This is a genomic window from Advenella sp. (assembly GCF_052108595.1).
Taxonomy (GTDB): domain Bacteria; phylum Pseudomonadota; class Gammaproteobacteria; order Burkholderiales; family Burkholderiaceae_B; genus Advenella.
Window position 1 is genome coordinate 1 of record NZ_JBQEAU010000028.1, and the last position, 17099, is coordinate 17099.

General features: G+C 55.2%; 14 protein-coding genes and 1 riboswitch. Of the genes, 8 read left to right on the forward strand and 6 right to left on the reverse strand.

Annotated elements, in window-relative coordinates:
* The 7 genes from ACTIKR_RS07075 to ACTIKR_RS07105 form a co-directional block, all read left to right on the forward strand.
* The coding region (locus ACTIKR_RS07075) for an NAD(P)H-dependent flavin oxidoreductase (protein WP_442327460.1) at window positions 1-682 on the forward strand (682 nt) is incomplete at its 5' end.
* Entirely contained in the window at window positions 682-1434 is a 753-nt protein-coding gene (locus ACTIKR_RS07080; protein WP_442327461.1) for an enoyl-CoA hydratase-related protein, read from the forward strand. The genes ACTIKR_RS07075 and ACTIKR_RS07080, both read left to right, overlap by 1 nt.
* Window positions 1435-1467: 33 nt before the next feature.
* Window positions 1468-2622: an acyl-CoA dehydrogenase family protein gene (locus ACTIKR_RS07085; protein ID WP_193087422.1), complete on the forward strand. Its 1155-nt coding sequence runs from the start codon at window positions 1468-1470 to the stop codon at window positions 2620-2622.
* Window positions 2623-2748: 126 nt separating this feature from the next.
* On the forward strand, window positions 2749-3690 hold the full coding sequence (locus tag ACTIKR_RS07090; protein WP_442327475.1) for a tripartite tricarboxylate transporter substrate binding protein: 942 nt from the start codon (window positions 2749-2751) through the stop codon (window positions 3688-3690).
* 511 nt (window positions 3691-4201) lie between these two features.
* Window positions 4202-4801 (forward strand): nitroreductase family protein, encoded by a 600-nt coding sequence (locus ACTIKR_RS07095; RefSeq protein ID WP_193087421.1) that lies wholly within the window; start codon window positions 4202-4204, stop codon window positions 4799-4801.
* 259 nt (window positions 4802-5060) lie between these two features.
* Entirely contained in the window at window positions 5061-6020 is a 960-nt protein-coding gene (locus ACTIKR_RS07100) for a Bug family tripartite tricarboxylate transporter substrate binding protein (RefSeq protein WP_193087420.1), read from the forward strand.
* A 210-nt stretch (window positions 6021-6230) separates the two neighbouring features.
* Window positions 6231-6317: riboswitch (glycine riboswitch) on the forward strand.
* Between the two features lie 135 nt (window positions 6318-6452).
* Window positions 6453-7700 (forward strand): D-amino acid dehydrogenase, encoded by a 1248-nt coding sequence (locus ACTIKR_RS07105; protein WP_442327462.1) that lies wholly within the window; start codon window positions 6453-6455, stop codon window positions 7698-7700.
* 203 nt (window positions 7701-7903) lie between these two features.
* Here ACTIKR_RS07105 and ACTIKR_RS07110 read toward each other — a convergent pair whose 3' ends face one another.
* The 6 genes from ACTIKR_RS07110 to ACTIKR_RS07135 form a co-directional block, all read right to left on the reverse strand.
* Window positions 7904-8893 (reverse strand): Bug family tripartite tricarboxylate transporter substrate binding protein, encoded by a 990-nt coding sequence (locus tag ACTIKR_RS07110; RefSeq protein WP_442327463.1) that lies wholly within the window; start codon window positions 8891-8893, stop codon window positions 7904-7906.
* Between the two features lie 32 nt (window positions 8894-8925).
* The gene (locus ACTIKR_RS07115; RefSeq protein WP_193087417.1) at window positions 8926-10068 is read right to left on the reverse strand and encodes a methionine aminotransferase; all 1143 of its coding nucleotides are present in this window, start codon (window positions 10066-10068) and stop codon (window positions 8926-8928) included.
* Window positions 10069-10138: 70 nt separating this feature from the next.
* Window positions 10139-10918: a transporter substrate-binding domain-containing protein gene (locus ACTIKR_RS07120; protein ID WP_193087416.1), complete on the reverse strand. Its 780-nt coding sequence runs from the start codon at window positions 10916-10918 to the stop codon at window positions 10139-10141.
* Window positions 10919-11101: 183 nt separating this feature from the next.
* Entirely contained in the window at window positions 11102-12118 is a 1017-nt protein-coding gene (ilvC, locus tag ACTIKR_RS07125; protein ID WP_193087415.1) for a ketol-acid reductoisomerase, read from the reverse strand.
* Window positions 12119-12181: 63 nt separating this feature from the next.
* Entirely contained in the window at window positions 12182-12676 is a 495-nt protein-coding gene (gene ilvN / locus ACTIKR_RS07130; protein ID WP_193087414.1) for an acetolactate synthase small subunit, read from the reverse strand.
* A gap of 9 nt (window positions 12677-12685) precedes the next feature.
* Window positions 12686-14404: an acetolactate synthase 3 catalytic subunit gene (locus ACTIKR_RS07135; RefSeq protein ID WP_193087560.1), complete on the reverse strand. Its 1719-nt coding sequence runs from the start codon at window positions 14402-14404 to the stop codon at window positions 12686-12688.
* A 487-nt stretch (window positions 14405-14891) separates the two neighbouring features.
* Between ACTIKR_RS07135 and ACTIKR_RS07140 the strand changes: the two genes are divergently transcribed.
* Window positions 14892-17081, forward strand: a complete 2190-nt coding sequence (locus tag ACTIKR_RS07140) for an FUSC family protein (protein ID WP_442327464.1) — start codon at window positions 14892-14894, stop codon at window positions 17079-17081.
* Window positions 17082-17099: the final 18 nt, after the last annotated feature.

Sequence of the window (17099 nt, forward strand, 5' to 3'; positions counted from 1 at the left end):
CATGCAGGCCTGCGAGAAATACAAGGTTCCCGTCATCATCACCAGCCTGCGCGCCCCGTCGGACGTCGCTTCTGCGGTTCATGGCTGGGGCGGCCTGGTCTTTCATGATGTCACAACCATCCGCCATGCCGAGAAGGCACTGGAAGCCGGCGTGGACGGGCTGATTCTTGTTGCCGCCGGCGCAGGCGGCCATGCAGGCACGCTGAGTCCGTTCGCACTGGTGTCGGAAGTACGTAAATTCTATGATGGCCCGATTATTCTTTCCGGCTCGATCACCAACGGCGATGCCATCCTGGCAGCCCAGGCGATGGGAGCCGATTTTGCGTATATCGGCACGCGCTTTATAGCCAGCCAGGAAGCGAACGCCGACCCACGCTACAAACAAATGATCGTCGACGCAGCAGCCAAAGACATTCTGTACACGCCGTTTTTCACGGGTATACCCGGTAATTACCTGGCGCCGAGCATTACGGCATCAGGCCTGGATCCGGACAACCTGCAAGAACAGGAAAAATCATCAACCAACTTTGGTTCAACCCGCGTCAAGGCGTGGAAAGATGTCTGGGGTGCCGGCCAGGGCGTCGGCACTATCGACTCAGTAGAGCCGGTTGCCGCGATCGCCCAGCGCATGCAACAGGAATACCAGACCGCGCGCCAGCGCCTTGCCAGCGAGAACGCCTAATGAACGATACAGCGACCACGCCCACGATCCTGGTCAATGTCAGCGAGCGGGTTCTGACGCTCACCATCAACAGACCGGCACAGAAAAACGCACTGGATAGCGCTACCTATGCTGCGCTCACGGCGGCGCTGGCGCAGGCCACCGCAAGAGAAGACCTGCATGCCATTGTACTGACCGGTGCGGGCGGCTATTTCACAGCGGGCAACGATCTGCGCGACTTTGTTAATGCGCCCGAAGGCGCCAGCCCAGGCCTGACATTTCTCAAAACCATCAGCAAGGTCAACATTCCCATCATCGCCGCCGTCGAAGGCGGCGCCATTGGCATTGGCGTCACGATGTTGCTGCATTGTGATTTTGTTGTTGCCGGCACCGGTACACAGTTCCGCATTCCCTTCGTGCCGCTGGGCCTGTGCCCTGAAGGCGCGTCCAGCCTGCTGCTTGCCCGTTACGTCGGGATTCGAAAGGCCAATGAATGGCTGTACCGTGGCACACCCTTTACGGCTGAAGAAGCCCAACAGGCAGGCCTTATCAATCGCGTGGTCATTGCCGGCCAGGCCGAAAGTACCGCCCAGGAACTGGCCCGCGAAATGGCCCGCCAGTCCCGACTTGCCCTGACCAGCACCAAAGCGCTGATGCAGCGCGCTGCGGCCCAAGACGTGGCCGCAACGCTGGATGCTGAAAGAGAACGTTTTGTGCAATGCCTGGCATCGCCCGAAGCAAAGACGGCATTCAGCCGGTTTCTGGCAAAATAACGCACTCATTTTTTATAAGGATTAATCACAGTCATGATACGTGATCAGGAAACCCAGACCCTTCTTGAAGAAGGCGTTCGCCGCTTCGTTAGCGAAGTCCTCGTTCCCGCCGAAAACGAAGTTGCCGAGACCGACGAAATTCCCCAGCAAATCCGGGACCAGATGAAAGAGCTGGGTCTGTTTGGTCTGGCCTTGCCTGAAGAATATGGCGGCCTGGGCCTGACCATGGAAGAGGAAGCCCGCATTGCGATGGAACTGGGTCGCACCTCCCCGGCGTTTCGTTCCTACATCGGCACCAACAACGGCATCGGTTCGTCGGGCATCGTGATCGACGGCACCACGGAACAGAAAGAAAAATATCTGCCACGCCTGGCCAGCGGCGATCTGATCGGCTCGTTTGCCCTGACCGAACCGGAAGCCGGTTCCGATGCCGGGTCCCTGCGTACAACAGCCGTACGCGATGGCGACCATTACATCATCAATGGCACCAAACGCTTCATTACCAACGCGCCTCATGCCGGCATTTTTACCGTCATGGCGCGCAGCAATCCCGACATCAAAGGTGCTTCGGGTATTTCAGCGTTCATTGTCGAGGCCGGCACCCCAGGACTCACACTGGGCAAACGCGACAAAAAAATGGGCCAGAAAGGCGCACACACGAGCGATGTCATTTTTGATAACTGCCGCATACCGGCAAGCCAGTTGATCGGCGGCAAGGAAGGCGTGGGCTTTAAGACTGCCATGAAAGTACTGGACAAAGGCCGCCTGCATATTTCCGGCGTCGCTATCGGCGCGGCCAAACGCATGCTGGCCGATGCGCTGGCGTTTGCCAAGGACCGCAAGCAATTCGGGCATCCTCTAGTTGATTTTCAATTGATTCAGGGTATGCTTGCAGATAGCAAAACGGATATTTACGCGGCCGAATGCATGTTGCTCGATGCAACACGCCGGCGCGACAGCGGCGAAAGCGTGTCGGCGCTGGCCTCCTGCGTAAAATATTTTGCTACCGAAATGTGCTGCCGTGTTGCCGACAGGGCGGTGCAGATTCATGGCGGATCCGGTTATATTTCCGAATACGCGATCGAACGTTTCTATCGTGATGTACGCCTGTTCCGTCTATACGAAGGCACATCACAAATTCAGCAAATCATTATTGCGAAGGATCTGATTAAAGACGGTAATATCTGACTTGTAAGATCCTGCACTAATCAGATCAGACATCCAGACGCGCCATCTGAAATTATCCGCATTACTAAAAAACAGGAGACAAGTGTGATAAAACCAGGCAAGTCCATTTATACCGCCGCCATTGCTATGCTCATGGCAGGCGGTATGCAGTCAGCCCAGGCAATGTCCGAGGCAGCCAAGAACTTTCCTAACAAGCCAATCACAATCGTGATTGGCTATACGGCCGGCGGCTCAACCGACATTCCATTCCGGGTGCTGGCAGAAAACCTGACGGGTATTCTCAAGCAACCGGTGATCGTCGAAAACAAGCCGGGTGCCGGCGGTGTTCTGCCGGCCATGCAGCTGCACAATAAGAAGCCGGACGGCTACACCCTTGCCCAAACGCCAACACCGGTGTTCCGCCTGCCCTACATCAGCAAGATTGACTGGAACCCGGCCACCGATCTGACCTATGTCATCGGCCTTGCAGGTTATTCTTTCGGACTGGTGGTGCCGGCCGATTCACCGATCAAGTCGATGAAAGAATATATCGAGTACGCCAGAGAAAATCCGGAAAAACTCACCTATGGTTCGCCGGGCATTATGACGACCCTGCATATCACCATGGAGGCCATTGCCCAGGACGCCGACATCAAACTGGTGCATGTCCCCTATAAAGGCAACGCGGAGTCGCTCAAGGCCATTATTGGCGGGTTTGTCATGTCAGTGGCAGATACCCCGGCATGGGCGCCTTATGTAGAGAACGGCAAGCTGCGCCTGTTGTCTACCTGGGGTGAAAAACGCAGCAAAAAATTTCCTGACGCGCCCACCCTCAAGGAATCGGGCCTTAACCGTGTTCAGCTTTCTCCTTTCGGACTGGCCGTTCCCAAGGACACCGATCCGGACATCGTGAAAAAGCTTCATGACGCGCTCAAGCTGGCCATGGAAAAACCCAACTTTCGCGAAGCGCTGGAAAAATACGATATGGAACCGCTCTACATGAGCACCCAGCAATACACCGAGTTTGCGAAAAAAACCACAACAGACGAAGGCAAGGTGCTCGAGTCCTTGGGGTTCGAGAAAAAGTAAGCGCGCAAAGACAGAGGCGAGCGTTGTCCGGTACACGCCTGAACCAGTACCGGACAGCGCCTCACCCAATTGTGCGCATTGAGCGCGCTTGTTGATCACAATCAGGGGAAACCGCAACCGCTGCAGACCGCCGCAATGGGTCGGCCAAAAGCGTAGCGCTTTGCCCGCACCGCAATACGATTGACCAATTTACCCTTTATAGCTGATCCCACCCGCACGGGTGACGTCTGGCGCCTCACATTTCGTTGCTGCCCCTTCCGCAGGGCCCTGCCTGCCAGAGCACGCTTTTCACTGTCCCTTCTCAATATCCCCTGTTAACACCCCTTGGCGGTCCAAGCCCTTGTTCTGGTCGCACCCATCGTTCAAATATTTTGAACATACTCTACAAAACAGATGAAACAAACTCACCCTGCATTGCAGCATAATGTTGACTATGCAAGAACCGCAAGCAATTGCGGTATCTGAAAACAAACAACGATCATTGAAACTATTTTTAAAGGGTTTTACCATCATGTCCGCAAATGTTCTGCAGCACCTGAAAAACCGCCGTACCATCTACGCGCTGGATCGCGATGTCAAACTCAGCAATGACGAACTGGTCAGGCTGATTCAAAACACGATCAAGCAGGCGCCCTCTTCCTTCAATTCCCAGTCTTCACGCGCTGTCATCCTGTTGGGTAAACACCAGGACCGTGTCTGGGAAATTGCCAAGGAAACGCTCAAAGCCATCGTACCGGCTGACGCTTACCCGGCCACCGATGCAAAACTCAGCGGCTTTCAGGCTGCCTACGGCACCGTGCTGTTCTACGAAGATCAGGACGTAGTAACCGATCTGCAGGAAAAATTCGCTCCCTACGCCGAGAACTTCCCCATCTGGTCCGAGCACTCAACCGGCATGGCGCAACTGGCAGTCTGGACTGCGCTGGCTGAACACGGCATTGGTGCCTCGCTACAACACTACAATCCGCTGATCGACGATAAAGTCCAGGCAGAATGGGATATTCCAGCCAGCTGGAAGTTGCGTGCCCAGATGCCTTTTGGCAGCATCATCAACCCGGCTGGTGAAAAAGAATACATGGACGACAAGGACCGCTTCCGCGTCTTTGCCTAAACCACGTTTTTCTGTACTGCAGCGCCGTCTGCATCCGGCAGCCATTCCATCAAGCAGAACACCAAAATTGGGGAGATTGCCCCTTGCATCTGGGTATTGTTCCGCTGTGCAAAAGCCCGTCCAGTCTAGTCCTGCGGGCTTTTGTCATTTTTTGGGAGGCGATCGGATTTCCTTTTTTATTTCATCAGGAGAACGCTTATTCTTGACCAATGTTTGTTATCCTTTATTGGTTATCCAAATCTCATAAGGATTGATTCAAATGAAAATAAAAGGGACATCTGTTCTCGCGTACACCGCTCTTGCTGCCCTGATTCTGCCCATGGCGGCTCAGGCGGCGTGGCCCGACAAACCCATCAAGGTTATCGTTCCCTACACGCCGGGCGGCGCGACTGACACCGTAACCCGCGTTGTCATGCAGAAGCTGTCGGAAAGGCTCAAGCAACCAATCGTGATTGAAAACAAACCCGGCGCAAACAGTACGATCGGAACCAGCCAGGCCGCGCGCTCCAAGCCGGACGGGTATACGTTTGTCACTGTCCTGGCCGCCTATTCCGCCAATCCGCATTTATACAAGCTGAACTATAGCAACGAGGATTTCGTTCCGGTATCGCATATTGCCGACCTACCCCTATTTCTTTTTGTCAGCAAGCAAGTGCCTGCCAAGAACATGAAAGAACTGGTGGAATACGGCAAGAAGAACCATCTGACCTACGCCTCCAGCGGCACAGGTTCGAGCGCCCACCTGACAGGCGCCCACTTTGCCGATGAAGCCGGGCTTGAAATGACACACGTTCCCTATAAGGGCAGCGCACCCATTCTTGCAGATTTGCTCAGTGGCCGGGTTTCCATGGTCTTTGATCCAATCCTGGTGCCTATGAGTTACGTCAAGGAAGACAAGCTCAATGCGCTGGCAATTACGTCGGCCAAACGCTGGGAAGGTGAAGATGACATCCCCACCATGGAAGAAGCCGGCTTCAAGGGCTTTGTGATGAACTCGTGGACTTCGCTCATGGCCCCGAAAGGAACGCCCCAGGAAATCGTGGACCGCGTCTCATCGGAACTTGCCGAAATCGTCAAAGAACCGGATGTGAAGAACAAGTTCAGGACGGCTGGTTTTGTGCCCATCGGCGGCTCTGCGGCTGAACTGAGCGAACTCATTAAACGGGATTCTGCACTGTACGAAAAAATCATCAAGGAAAATAAAATTACAGTGCAATAGAACCGCGATCATACCGCCGTCGCCACAGCAACCCGGTTCACCCCACAGCGGGGTAACCGGTTTTTTGATTTCAAAGGCCGTGGACAAACGGCGGCATGACCCATTGCGTTGGCAGCTGACCGGCGTTTCCAGCATCCTCTTATTTACCAGACTAGGGTAAACCCTAGCTTGTTGTCTTACAGCAGGCGACTATCATATGCGTTGTCGACATACGTGTTTGCAGGAGAGTTCAGCCCTGCTGACGCCGACGGAGCAACCACCCCGGAAACTCTCAGGCAAAAGGACTGCAAATAACGCGACACTCTGGAGAGAGGCGCATGCGCCCACCGAAGGGGAACCGGCTTCATGCAACAAGCCGGTGAAACTCTCAGGTACCGTGACAGATGGGGTATGCAGATCGTGTGATTTGCATCACCGCTATCGGAGACGTTTATGTCACGTGTCGCCATCATCGGCGCCGGCATTACCGGCATCACCACCGCTTATACCCTGGCCAAACTCGGCTATTCGGTCACTGTCCTGGACAAAAACCGGGACGCCGCCATGGAAACGTCGTTTGCCAACGGCGGCCAGCTTTCGGCAAGCAACGCCGAAGTGTGGAACAGCACCGCCACCATCATGAAAGGACTGCGCTGGATCGGCAAACGCAACGCGCCCCTGCTGCTCAATCCGGCCTTCAGTTGGCATAAATACAGCTGGCTCGCCGCATTCGTACGCAATATCCCCAACCACAAGACCAATACTATCGAAACGACCAGACTGGCCATTGAAGCGCGCCGTCATTTGTACGCCATGGCAGAACAGGAGAACATCGATTTTGATCTGGAGCGCCGGGGCATACTGCACATCTATTATGACAAGGACAGCTTTGACAAGGCCTTAAAAACCAATGCACTACTGCAGGAAGGCGGCCTGGAACGCTATGCGGTCACGCCGGATGAAGCGCGATCCATTGAACCGACACTGACCGGGGACTTCTTCGCGGGCTTGTATACCCCATCGGACGCCACCGGCGACATTCACAAGTTCACCATCGGGCTGGCCGCAGCATGCCGCAAGCTGGGCGTGCGTTTTGTCATGGATACGTCGGTCACTCGCATTACCAGCGATCGGAACCATCATCAAATTTTCCATCAGCGCTACGACGATGTCCAGTCGGCCTATCTTGAAGCTGAGAATATTGTTGTTTGCGCCGGCACCGGCAGCCGGGCCATCGCCCGCATGCTGGGCGATACGATGAATGTCTATCCGGTAAAAGGCTATTCCATCAGCGTCCATCTGGACGACGCGGCCAGCCTGGCCGCAACGCCTCGGGTCAGCCTGCTGGATGAAGACGCCAAAATCGTTACCAGCTTTCTGGGTGATCGCTTTCGGGTGGCGGGTACGGCCGAATTCAATGGCTTTAACAAGGACATCCGCGCAGACCGGGTACAACCCCTTATCGACTGGACCCGCCGCCTGTTTCCCGAGATATCCACCCGACGCGTGGTGCCATGGTGCGGCCTGCGCCCGATGATGCCCGATATGATGCCGCGCGTTTGCCGTGGGCGCAAACCCGGCGTCTTCTATAACACCGGACACGGGCACCTGGGATGGACATTGTCTGCCATCACCGCCCAGATGCTGGGAGAAATGGTCGAAGCATCGGCGCAAAATCCCACATTGCAGCCGGCGTACTGAAACACAATTTGAGCGTGCGATATGCAGATCACCTGAACCTGCACATCGCCGCATTTACACCAGTATTTTTTGCAGAAAATCGCGGGCCCGGTCACTTTGCGGACGAGTAAAGAACGCATCCTTGTCCGATTTCTCGACAATGGAGCCCTCATAGCAGCGCCGGACAGGCGCCCGCCCGATAAGGCACATAACGATGTTGCCGTTTAATTTACCGAGACATTCGAGGTTTTGATAACCTGGGCCCATTTGACCGTTTCGCTCTGGATGAACTTGGCGAAATCGTCAGGTGAACCGCCGGCAGACTGGCCGCCCGTGCTTTCGAAGGCTTTTTGCACCTCGGGCTTTTTCAGAATATTGTTGAACGCCGTATTCAGTTTACTGATAATCGGTTCGGGGGTGCCTGCAGGCGCAATCACGCCCTGCCAGTTGTATGATTCAAAGCCCTTGAGGCCGGCTTCCTGCATGGTAGGCACATCGGGCAGCAAAGGCAGGCGCTTGGCGCTGGTAACGGCCAGTGGATGCACTTTTTTGGACTGGATGGCCGGCATGGCTGCGTAACCCATTTCAAACATCATATCGATGTGACCCGCCATCAGGTCGCTGCCTGCAGGAGCGCCACCCTTGTATGGAACGTGAGTCAGCTCCACTTGTGCGTCGGAGGCAAAGAGTTCACCCGACAGGTGGTGGGCACCACCGACACCGGACGAACCGAAGGTTAGTTTGCCGGGCTCTTTTTTTGCCAGCGCAATCAGATCGGCAACGGTTTTGACGTTCAGTTTATTGTTGACACTCAGGATCAGCGGGCTTTCTTCGATAAGAATCACCGGCGCCAGGTCTTTGGCCACGTCATATTTCACGTTCTTTGGCATCAGCGTAGGGTTGACCGACAGCGGCGCCAGATTGCCACTGCCGATTGTATAACCGTCGGGTTTGGCGCGAGCGACATAGTCTGTGCCAATCACGCCGCCAGCCCCGGCCTTGTTCTCCACCACAACGTTGGCCTTGAGCTCTTTGCTCAGTTCTTCGGCCAGCAGGCGCATGCGGGTATCGGCAAAGCCGCCTGCTGCGTAGGGAACGATAAACGTAATGGGCTTGGCGGGCCAGTTGTCCTGGGCTGCGGCAGTGGCCGACACGCCCAGCACGCCGCAGGCTGCCAGAACCGTACTGATGGTCAGTTTCTTGAAATTTTTCATAATGTTTCCTTGAACGAGATAACTGATGAATATCATAATTTGCAAAGACGTTTTGCACCCTCTTCCAGAGTGGCGTCATCCTTTGAAAACGACAGGCGGATGACGCCCAGATCGGTTCCATCGGAATAAAACGCCGATACGGGAATGGTTGCCACGCCGAATTCTTCGATCAGCTTGCGTACCAGTTGTACGTCGGACAAATAACTGAAGTGATGGAAGCGAGCAAGCATGAAAAAACTGCCCTTGCTCGGCAGAAGTTCGAATTTCGAATCTTTGAGTGCGTGGGCCAGCAAATCGCGCTTTTCCTGATAGATGGTGGACAGGTTCAGGTAATGATTGGGCGTCTCCATCATGGCCGCCAGCGCATACTGCATGGGCGTATCAGCGCAATACATGAGAAATTGATGAATCTTGCGTATTTCAGCCGTGATTGCCGCGGGTGCGACGCAATAGCCGATACGCCACCCTGTCACATGAAACGTCTTGCCAAAGGAAGTCACAACCACAGCACGCTCGCGCAGCCCGTCGTAACGGGACATGCTGCGGTGAATGTCCTGATCGAAGACCACATGTTCGTAGACTTCATCCGACAGAATGATGATATTGGTGTCTGCCACGATATCCTGCAGCGCGGCGATATCGGCGTCAGACAGCACGGCGCCGCTGGGATTATGGGGTGAATTGATGATAATCATGCGCGTGCGGTCATTGACGGCGTCGCGCACTGCGTCCCAGTCTATACCGTAGCCGGGCGGCAGCAGCTTGATGCCTACCGGCACGGCCCCTTGCAATTTGACGATAGGCGCGTAGCTGTCAAAACACGGTTCGAAATAAATCACCTCATCGCCCGGATGGATCAACGCCGCAATGGCGCAATAAAGCGCTTCACTGGCGCTGCCCATGACCGTGACTTCGTTGAGCTCATCATAACTGTGGCCATACAGCAGCTGGATTTTTTCAGCAATCTTGCTGCGCAATGGCTCAATGCCAATCATGGGAGAATATTGATTGTGCCCTTCGGACATGGCGTCGATCGCATGATCGATCAGTTCGGGCGCACACGGGAAGTTAGGCGCTCCCTGCGCCAGATTGATAGCCTGATGACGCTCGGCAAGATCACCGATGACGCTGAAAACAGTGGTGCCCACGGCGGGTAGCTTCGAACGGATCTGCATGATCGTTACCTGATAAACGGAATGAAAAAAACCGGCCGCCCGGGCCGGTTGCGCTTGCTGCGCTCTCGACCTATTTGGCGACCCAGTCGGCGTTGAAATATTTTTGGGTAAGTTTGCTTATCGTACCATCTTTCTTGAGGGCATCAATCGCGCCATCAAGACGCTTTTTAAGTTCATCGTCGCCCTTGCGTATACCGAAACCGGTACCAACACCCAATACCGAGCTATCGTCAAGCGGTGCGCCCGTGATCTCGTAGTCCTTGCCTGCGGGCTTTTCCAGAAAGGCACTCACCGCGCTTGGCGTTTTCTGCACAGCCGCCTGGATACGATTGCTTTGCAGATCCTGATAAATCTGATCCTGTGAGGCGTATGAGACGATTTTTACACCCTTGGATGCCCAGTGTTTTTTGACGAAGGCTTCCTGCGCCGATCCCTGCAATACCCCTACAACGGTGGATTTCAGACTTTCCGGCGTGGCCTGCAAGCCCGATCCTTTTCTGGCAATCAGCTGGCTTGGAACATCGTAGATGGGCACCGTGAAGTCTATGACCTTCTGGCGCGGCTCGGTAATATTCATCGCCGAGTTGATGTAATGAAATTTACGTGCATTCAGTGCTGGGATCAGCCCGTCAAAGCTGGTCTCGACCCATTCGCACTTGGCCTGCAGCTGGGCACAGACCGCATCATTGAGCTCGACGTCAAAACCAACCAGCTTGCCGTCGGGCGTTTTGCTTTCAAATGGCGGATACAGGGCTTCGACGCCCACTTTGAGCACTTCCTGAGCAAAGGCAGGTGCGCCAAACGCGCTAACGGCCAGTACGCCTGCCGCGATAAGGGTTTTGATATTCATAGCTTGCCGACCTTAAAATAGAGAAAACCCCTGATAAACAGAGGTTTTGAACCAGGATATGACGCACTCCCGTCTATGACGGAACCGGATGCATACCTGTTTTTTGTGCGCCCTGGCGCCCACCATTTGGCAGTCGCCCTGCGCCAGAACTGAAAAACCAGCCTCTGGCGCAAAAGCCTACTCTTAATTTTTGGTTTGATCAACCAGTTTGTTTTTGGCGATCCAAGGCATCATGGCACGCAGTTTTTCGCCAACCACTTCGATGTCTGATTCGGCATTGATGCGACGACGTGACGTCAGTGTTGGTGCACCGGCGGCGTTTTCAATGATAAAGCTTTTCGCGTATTCGCCCGTCTGGATGTCTTTCAGCACCTCGCGCATGACTTGTTTGGTTTGGTCAGTCACAATGCGCGGGCCGGTCACGTACTCACCATACTCGGCATTATTGGAGATGGAGTAGTTCATGTTGGCGATACCACCTTCGTAGATCAGGTCAACAATGAGCTTGAGTTCGTGCAGGCATTCGAAGTAGGCCATTTCAGGCGCATAACCGGCTTCCACCAGGGTCTCGAAACCAGCTTTGATCAGTTCCACGGCGCCACCGCAAAGCACGGCCTGTTCGCCGAACAGATCGGTTTCGGTTTCTTCACGGAAGTTGGTTTCAATGATACCGGCGCGACCACTGCCGATTGCGCTGGCGTAGGATAGCGCTACATCACGCGCAGCACCGGATTTGTCCTGGTGCACGGCGATCAGGGATGGTACGCCGCCGCCCTGTGAATAGGTGCCGCGAACAGTGTGACCGGGCGCTTTGGGCGCAATCATGATGACGTCGATATCGTCACGGGGCACAACCTGACCATAATGAACGTTAAAGCCATGGGCGAAAGCCAATGCAGCGCCGGCCTTGATGTTGCCATGGACGTGTTCTTTGTATACCTGGGCGATGTTTTCATCGGGCAACAGGATCATGACCAGATCGGCCGTCTTAACGGCGTCGGCCACTTCAGCCACTTTCAAACCGGCATTGGCAGCCTTGTTCCATGATGCGCCATTTTTGCGCAGGCCAACGGTGACGTTGATGCCGGACTCATGCAGATTCAGTGCGTGGGCGTGCCCCTGGGAACCATAACCGATAATGGCAACATTTTTCCCTTTGATCAGGGACAGGTCACAATCTTTGTCGTAAAAAACTTTCATTTAAAGCCTCAAGAATTTAGTTAAATTTGTTTTGAATGTCTGCTTACCGCGCTTACCACCAGATTAAATCACCCGCAGGATACGTTCGCCGCGCCCGATACCTGACACGCCTGTACGAACAGTTTCCAGGATCGCACTGCGATCCAGCGCAGACAGAAACGCCTGGATTTTTTCCTGTACACCCGTCAGTTCGATTGTGTAGGACTTATCGGTCACATCCACAATATGCCCCCTGAAGATGTCGGCCAGGCGCTTGATTTCTTCACGCTCCTTGCCCACGGCGCGAACTTTGACCAGCATGAGTTCACGCTCGACGTGAGCCCCTTCAGTCAGATCGACTACTTTAACCACATCGACCAGCCGGTTCAAGTGTTTCGTGATCTGTTCGATGACATCGTCAGAGCCCGCAGTCATGATCGTCAGGCGCGACAACGTCGCGTCTTCGGTCGGCGCAACAGTGAGCGTTTCAATGTTGTAGCCCCTGGCCGAGAACAGGCCCACCACGCGGGACAGCGCACCGGGTTCATTTTCCAGCAGAATGGAGATAATGTGTTTCATGGTTTCCCCTTACAAGTCTTCTGAACCCAGCAACATTTCGGTCAGGCCCTTGCCTGCCTTGACCATTGGCCAGACGTTTTCGGTCCGGTCAGTGATGAAGTCCAGGAAGACCAGACGGTCTTTGTGCTTGCCGAAAGCTTCCTTGATAGCCGGCTCGACATCTGCCGGCTTATCGATCTGCAGGCCAATGTGGCCATAGCTTTCGACCAGTTTGACGAAGTCGGGGATCGAGTCCATGTACGACTCGGAGTAGCGCGACTGATAGTCGATTTCCTGCCATTGCCGCACCATGCCAAGATAACGGTTGTTCAGGCACAGCACTTTAGGCGTGAAATGATACTGCGTGCAGGTAGCCAGTTCCTGGATGTTCATCTGAATCGACGCTTCGCCGGTCACGACGGCAATTTGCGCGTCGGGATGCGCCATCTGCACACCCATGGCGTACGGCAGGCCGACGCCCATGGTGCCCAAACCGCCGGAGTTGATCCAGCGCCGCGGATGGTTGAATCGATAATATTGCGCCGCCCACATCTGGTGCTGGCCCACGTCCGAGGTGACGAAGGCGTTGCCTTCGGTGACCTTGCACAGCGTTTCGATGACAAACTGCGGCTTGATCAGTTCACTGCCATGATCGTATTTCAGGCAATCGCGGCCACGCCAGTCGTTGATCTGCTTCCACCAGGCCTGCAATGAGCGGCTGCTTTTTTGTTCGGCCAGCGCGTCTGCAACCAGCGGGTTCATTTCCTGCAGCACTTCCCTGACATTGCCCACAATGGGGATATCAACCTTGACCCGCTTGGAAATGGACGATGGATCGATATCGATATGAACGATCTTGCGCTGGGCTTGTGCAAAGTGCTTGGTATTGCCGATCACGCGGTCGTCAAAGCGCGCGCCGACAGCGATCAGCACATCGCAGTTCTGCATGGACATATTGGCTTCATACGTGCCATGCATGCCCGGCATGCCCAGATACTGATCGGAATCCGGGTTCTGCGCGCCCAGCGCCATCAGAGTGGTAGTTACCGGTGCACCGCTGAGCCGCACCAATTCGCGTAGCTCATCGGAAGCGTCGGACAGGATGACCCCGCCGCCCGCGTAAATCATGGGACGCTCGGCGCCCGCCAGTAACTGGGCGGCCTTTTTGATCTGCCCCAGGTGGCCCTTGACCACCGGTGCGTAGGAGCGCATCTTGACTTCAGACTTGGGCGGCGCGTATTTGCACATGGTCATGGAGATATCCTTGGGGATATCGACCAGAACCGGGCCGGGGCGGCCAGTGCGGGCAATGAAAAATGCCTTGCGCATCGTATCGGCCAGATCTCTTACGTCGCGAACCAGGAAATTGTGTTTGACGCAGGGCCGGGTAATACCGACCGTATCGCATTCCTGGAAGGCGTCTTCGCCAATGGCCTTGGTGGGCACCTGTCCGCTGATGATGACCAGCGGTATGGAATCCATGTAGGCAGTGGCAATGCCGGTGACCGCATTGGTCAGGCCCGGGCCGCTGGTGACCAGACACACCCCTACTTTATTAGAAGAGCGCGAATAGGCATCGGCAGCGTGCACAGCAGCCTGCTCGTGTCGCACCAGAATATGCTTGAAATCTTTCTGCTTGTAGATTGCGTCGTAAATGTAGAGCACCGCGCCGCCAGGATAACCGAAAACGTGCTCGACGCCCTCTTCGGCCAGGCAGCGCACGACGATATCGGCGCCATTGAGTTCCATGTTATTTCCTTTCATAACCAGCATTCCCGCGTTGATTGGTCCTGTGACCTAGGCTTTGGCGGGATCCGTCAACATCTGCAGCGCTTTGTTCCTCACGGAGGAACGCCACCTGCAGACATTGATGTACCAGCCTGGCCATCAATCTGGGTCTGCGCGCACACTGGGTGCGGGAGAGTTCGAAATGGAGACGTTTATTCACACTTTTGGCACGAATAACCGCTATTGTTCATTCATTTAGGCGCACTGCAATTGAAGCGGATAGCTAAAACAGGGTGTCCGTAAATACCGGCGACGGATTGTGCGCAGGTATAGTCCTCAAATGTACCGCATTGCAACACCAAACGCAATCGGGAATATTCATTATGCACAAATTTATCGCCGCCCGGCGGTACAATAGGGCTCTTTGCTGTGTCGCCTCTTTGGGCACCGCCTGTCGCCTGCCAGCGATCGGCACTCGGGAGCCTGCGTCTTTTCACTGGTTTGGTGTATGGATATTCGCGCGGAAAATTTCGTCAAATTCTTCTACAGTTCCAATTTTTTTCATGGAACGCGCCAAGCCACGGGGGTGCTGCTGCCGGTACTGGTAATGGCAGGTTTTTTCAACCAGCCCACGATAGGCGTGGCGCTGGCCATCGGGGCCCTGTGTCCGGCCATTATTGATCAGGTAGGCGGCACCAAGCGCTCGCGGCTGAATGAAATGCTGGGCGGTATCCTATTGGGACAGATCTCGGGATTGATCACCGGGCTGGCAAGCCCCTATCCCGCCCTGCTCTGGCTGGTGGTGTCGGCCCAGGTATTCTTCTATTCCATGCTGTCGGTCTATGGCCGGCGCGGGGGACTGATCGGATTCGGGTGCCTGCTGCAGATGATGCTATCCATGCACACCCCCATGTCGGTCGGCGAGGCGCTCACCCATACCAGCTACACGGCCATGGGCGGTGTTTTCTACATACTGTACAGCACGTCCATCAGTCACCTGTTCAAGCTGCGCGAAGAAAGGCAGACCCTGTCTGCCGCCCTGTATGCCACCGCCGCTTACGTGAGCACGCGCGCCGATTTTTACGACACCCATAAAAACCTGGATGACAGCTACCGGCGGCTGATCCCGCAAATGATCGCAATGACAGAGCAGCACCAGAGCGCACGCGATGTCGTGCTGCGCAATCTGCCCCGCGACAACGACGCCAGCGACCAGCAGCGTATTTTGCTGTGGAATGTCTTTATCGACATGATTGCCCTGCTCGATACCATGGTGGCGTCGCAGACCGACTATGCCACCTTGCGTGCGCGCTTTCAGGACCACGACATCTTGCTGTTCATGCGCGACACCCTGTTCAAGATCAGTCGCACCCTGAATCGGACCGCCTATAGCCTGGCGCGAAACAAGCCGGTGGATTATCGCAACAGCGTCCGGGCGGAGTTGCGCGCCATGGAATACGAACTGCTGCAACTGAAACAGGATGGCATCCAGCGTACTGAACCGGAGACCTATCTGCTGCTGGTGCAGATTGTGCGCCGCCTGCGTAATGCCAGCCGGTTTGTGGACCGCATTGCCGATAATCTGCGCGGCATGCGGCTTGAACCCGTCGATAGCCTGAAGCGCGATAGCTCGCTGCGCCGTTTTATTACGCCGCAAGCCATTACGCTGACCCCCTTGAAGCGCAATCTGAATCTGAGCTCGTCCATTTTCCGCTACGCCTTGCGCACCACATTCGTGGTCACCCTGGTGTTGCTCATTTCTACTGTCGTCAGCCTGGTCTATGGTCACTCGGAGATTGTGCGCACATTTACCTCGCACAGTTACTGGATCATCCTGACATTGCTCATTATCATGCGGCCCGGGTTCGCGCTGACCCGCCAGCGCACGATCGGCCGCCTGGCCGGCACGCTGGCCGGTTGCCTGATCACCATTGCGCTATTTAACCTGACCAGCAATCCGTTTATTCTTATTGCCATCATGATTCCGGCGATGGTGCTGGGCAATGCGTTCGTATTGACCAACTATCCGCTTAGCTCGCTGTTGATGACGATCTATATTCTGATCGCCTTTCACTTCCTGAGCCCGGGCAACCTGTTGATTATCGGCGAACGCGCGCTGGACACCCTGGCCGGTTGCGCGCTGGCATTTGTCTGCGGGTCGATTCTTCCCTGGTGGGAGAAGCAGCGCATCATGCCGCTGGCGCAGGAGGCCATTGCGGCGGCGCATGACTACATTCTGGCCGTGCAGGCGTACATCAATTCGGTTCACGCCGATCCGGAGCAGAAAGTGTCATCGGCAGACAACGAACGCTATGTGCAGGCGCAGCTGTCTCGCAAGAATATGCACACGACCTTTGGCGCGTTCGCAGACAGTTTCTACCGGATGATGAACGAACCCAAATCCAAGCAGATCCATATTAAGGAATTGAATACGATTCTGGTGCAGACCGACGCCGTGGCCAGTCAGATCGCCGCCATTGCGCCGGTCCTGGCCGGCCTGGACAAAATACCGCCCAATATGCAGCAGACCCTCTCCAACGTGTCTGACTTGCTGGACAAGGAGGCACAAGCCATTACCGAGGCGCCTTCGCAAATTGAAACCGAGGGTCAGTACGGCAGCCTGGTCTTTCCGCTCAAACAGATGCAGCAGGCCGCGCTGCGCATCCGCCAGCAAGCGACCAATATTGGCTTGATGTAATCGCGACATACCCTGTCG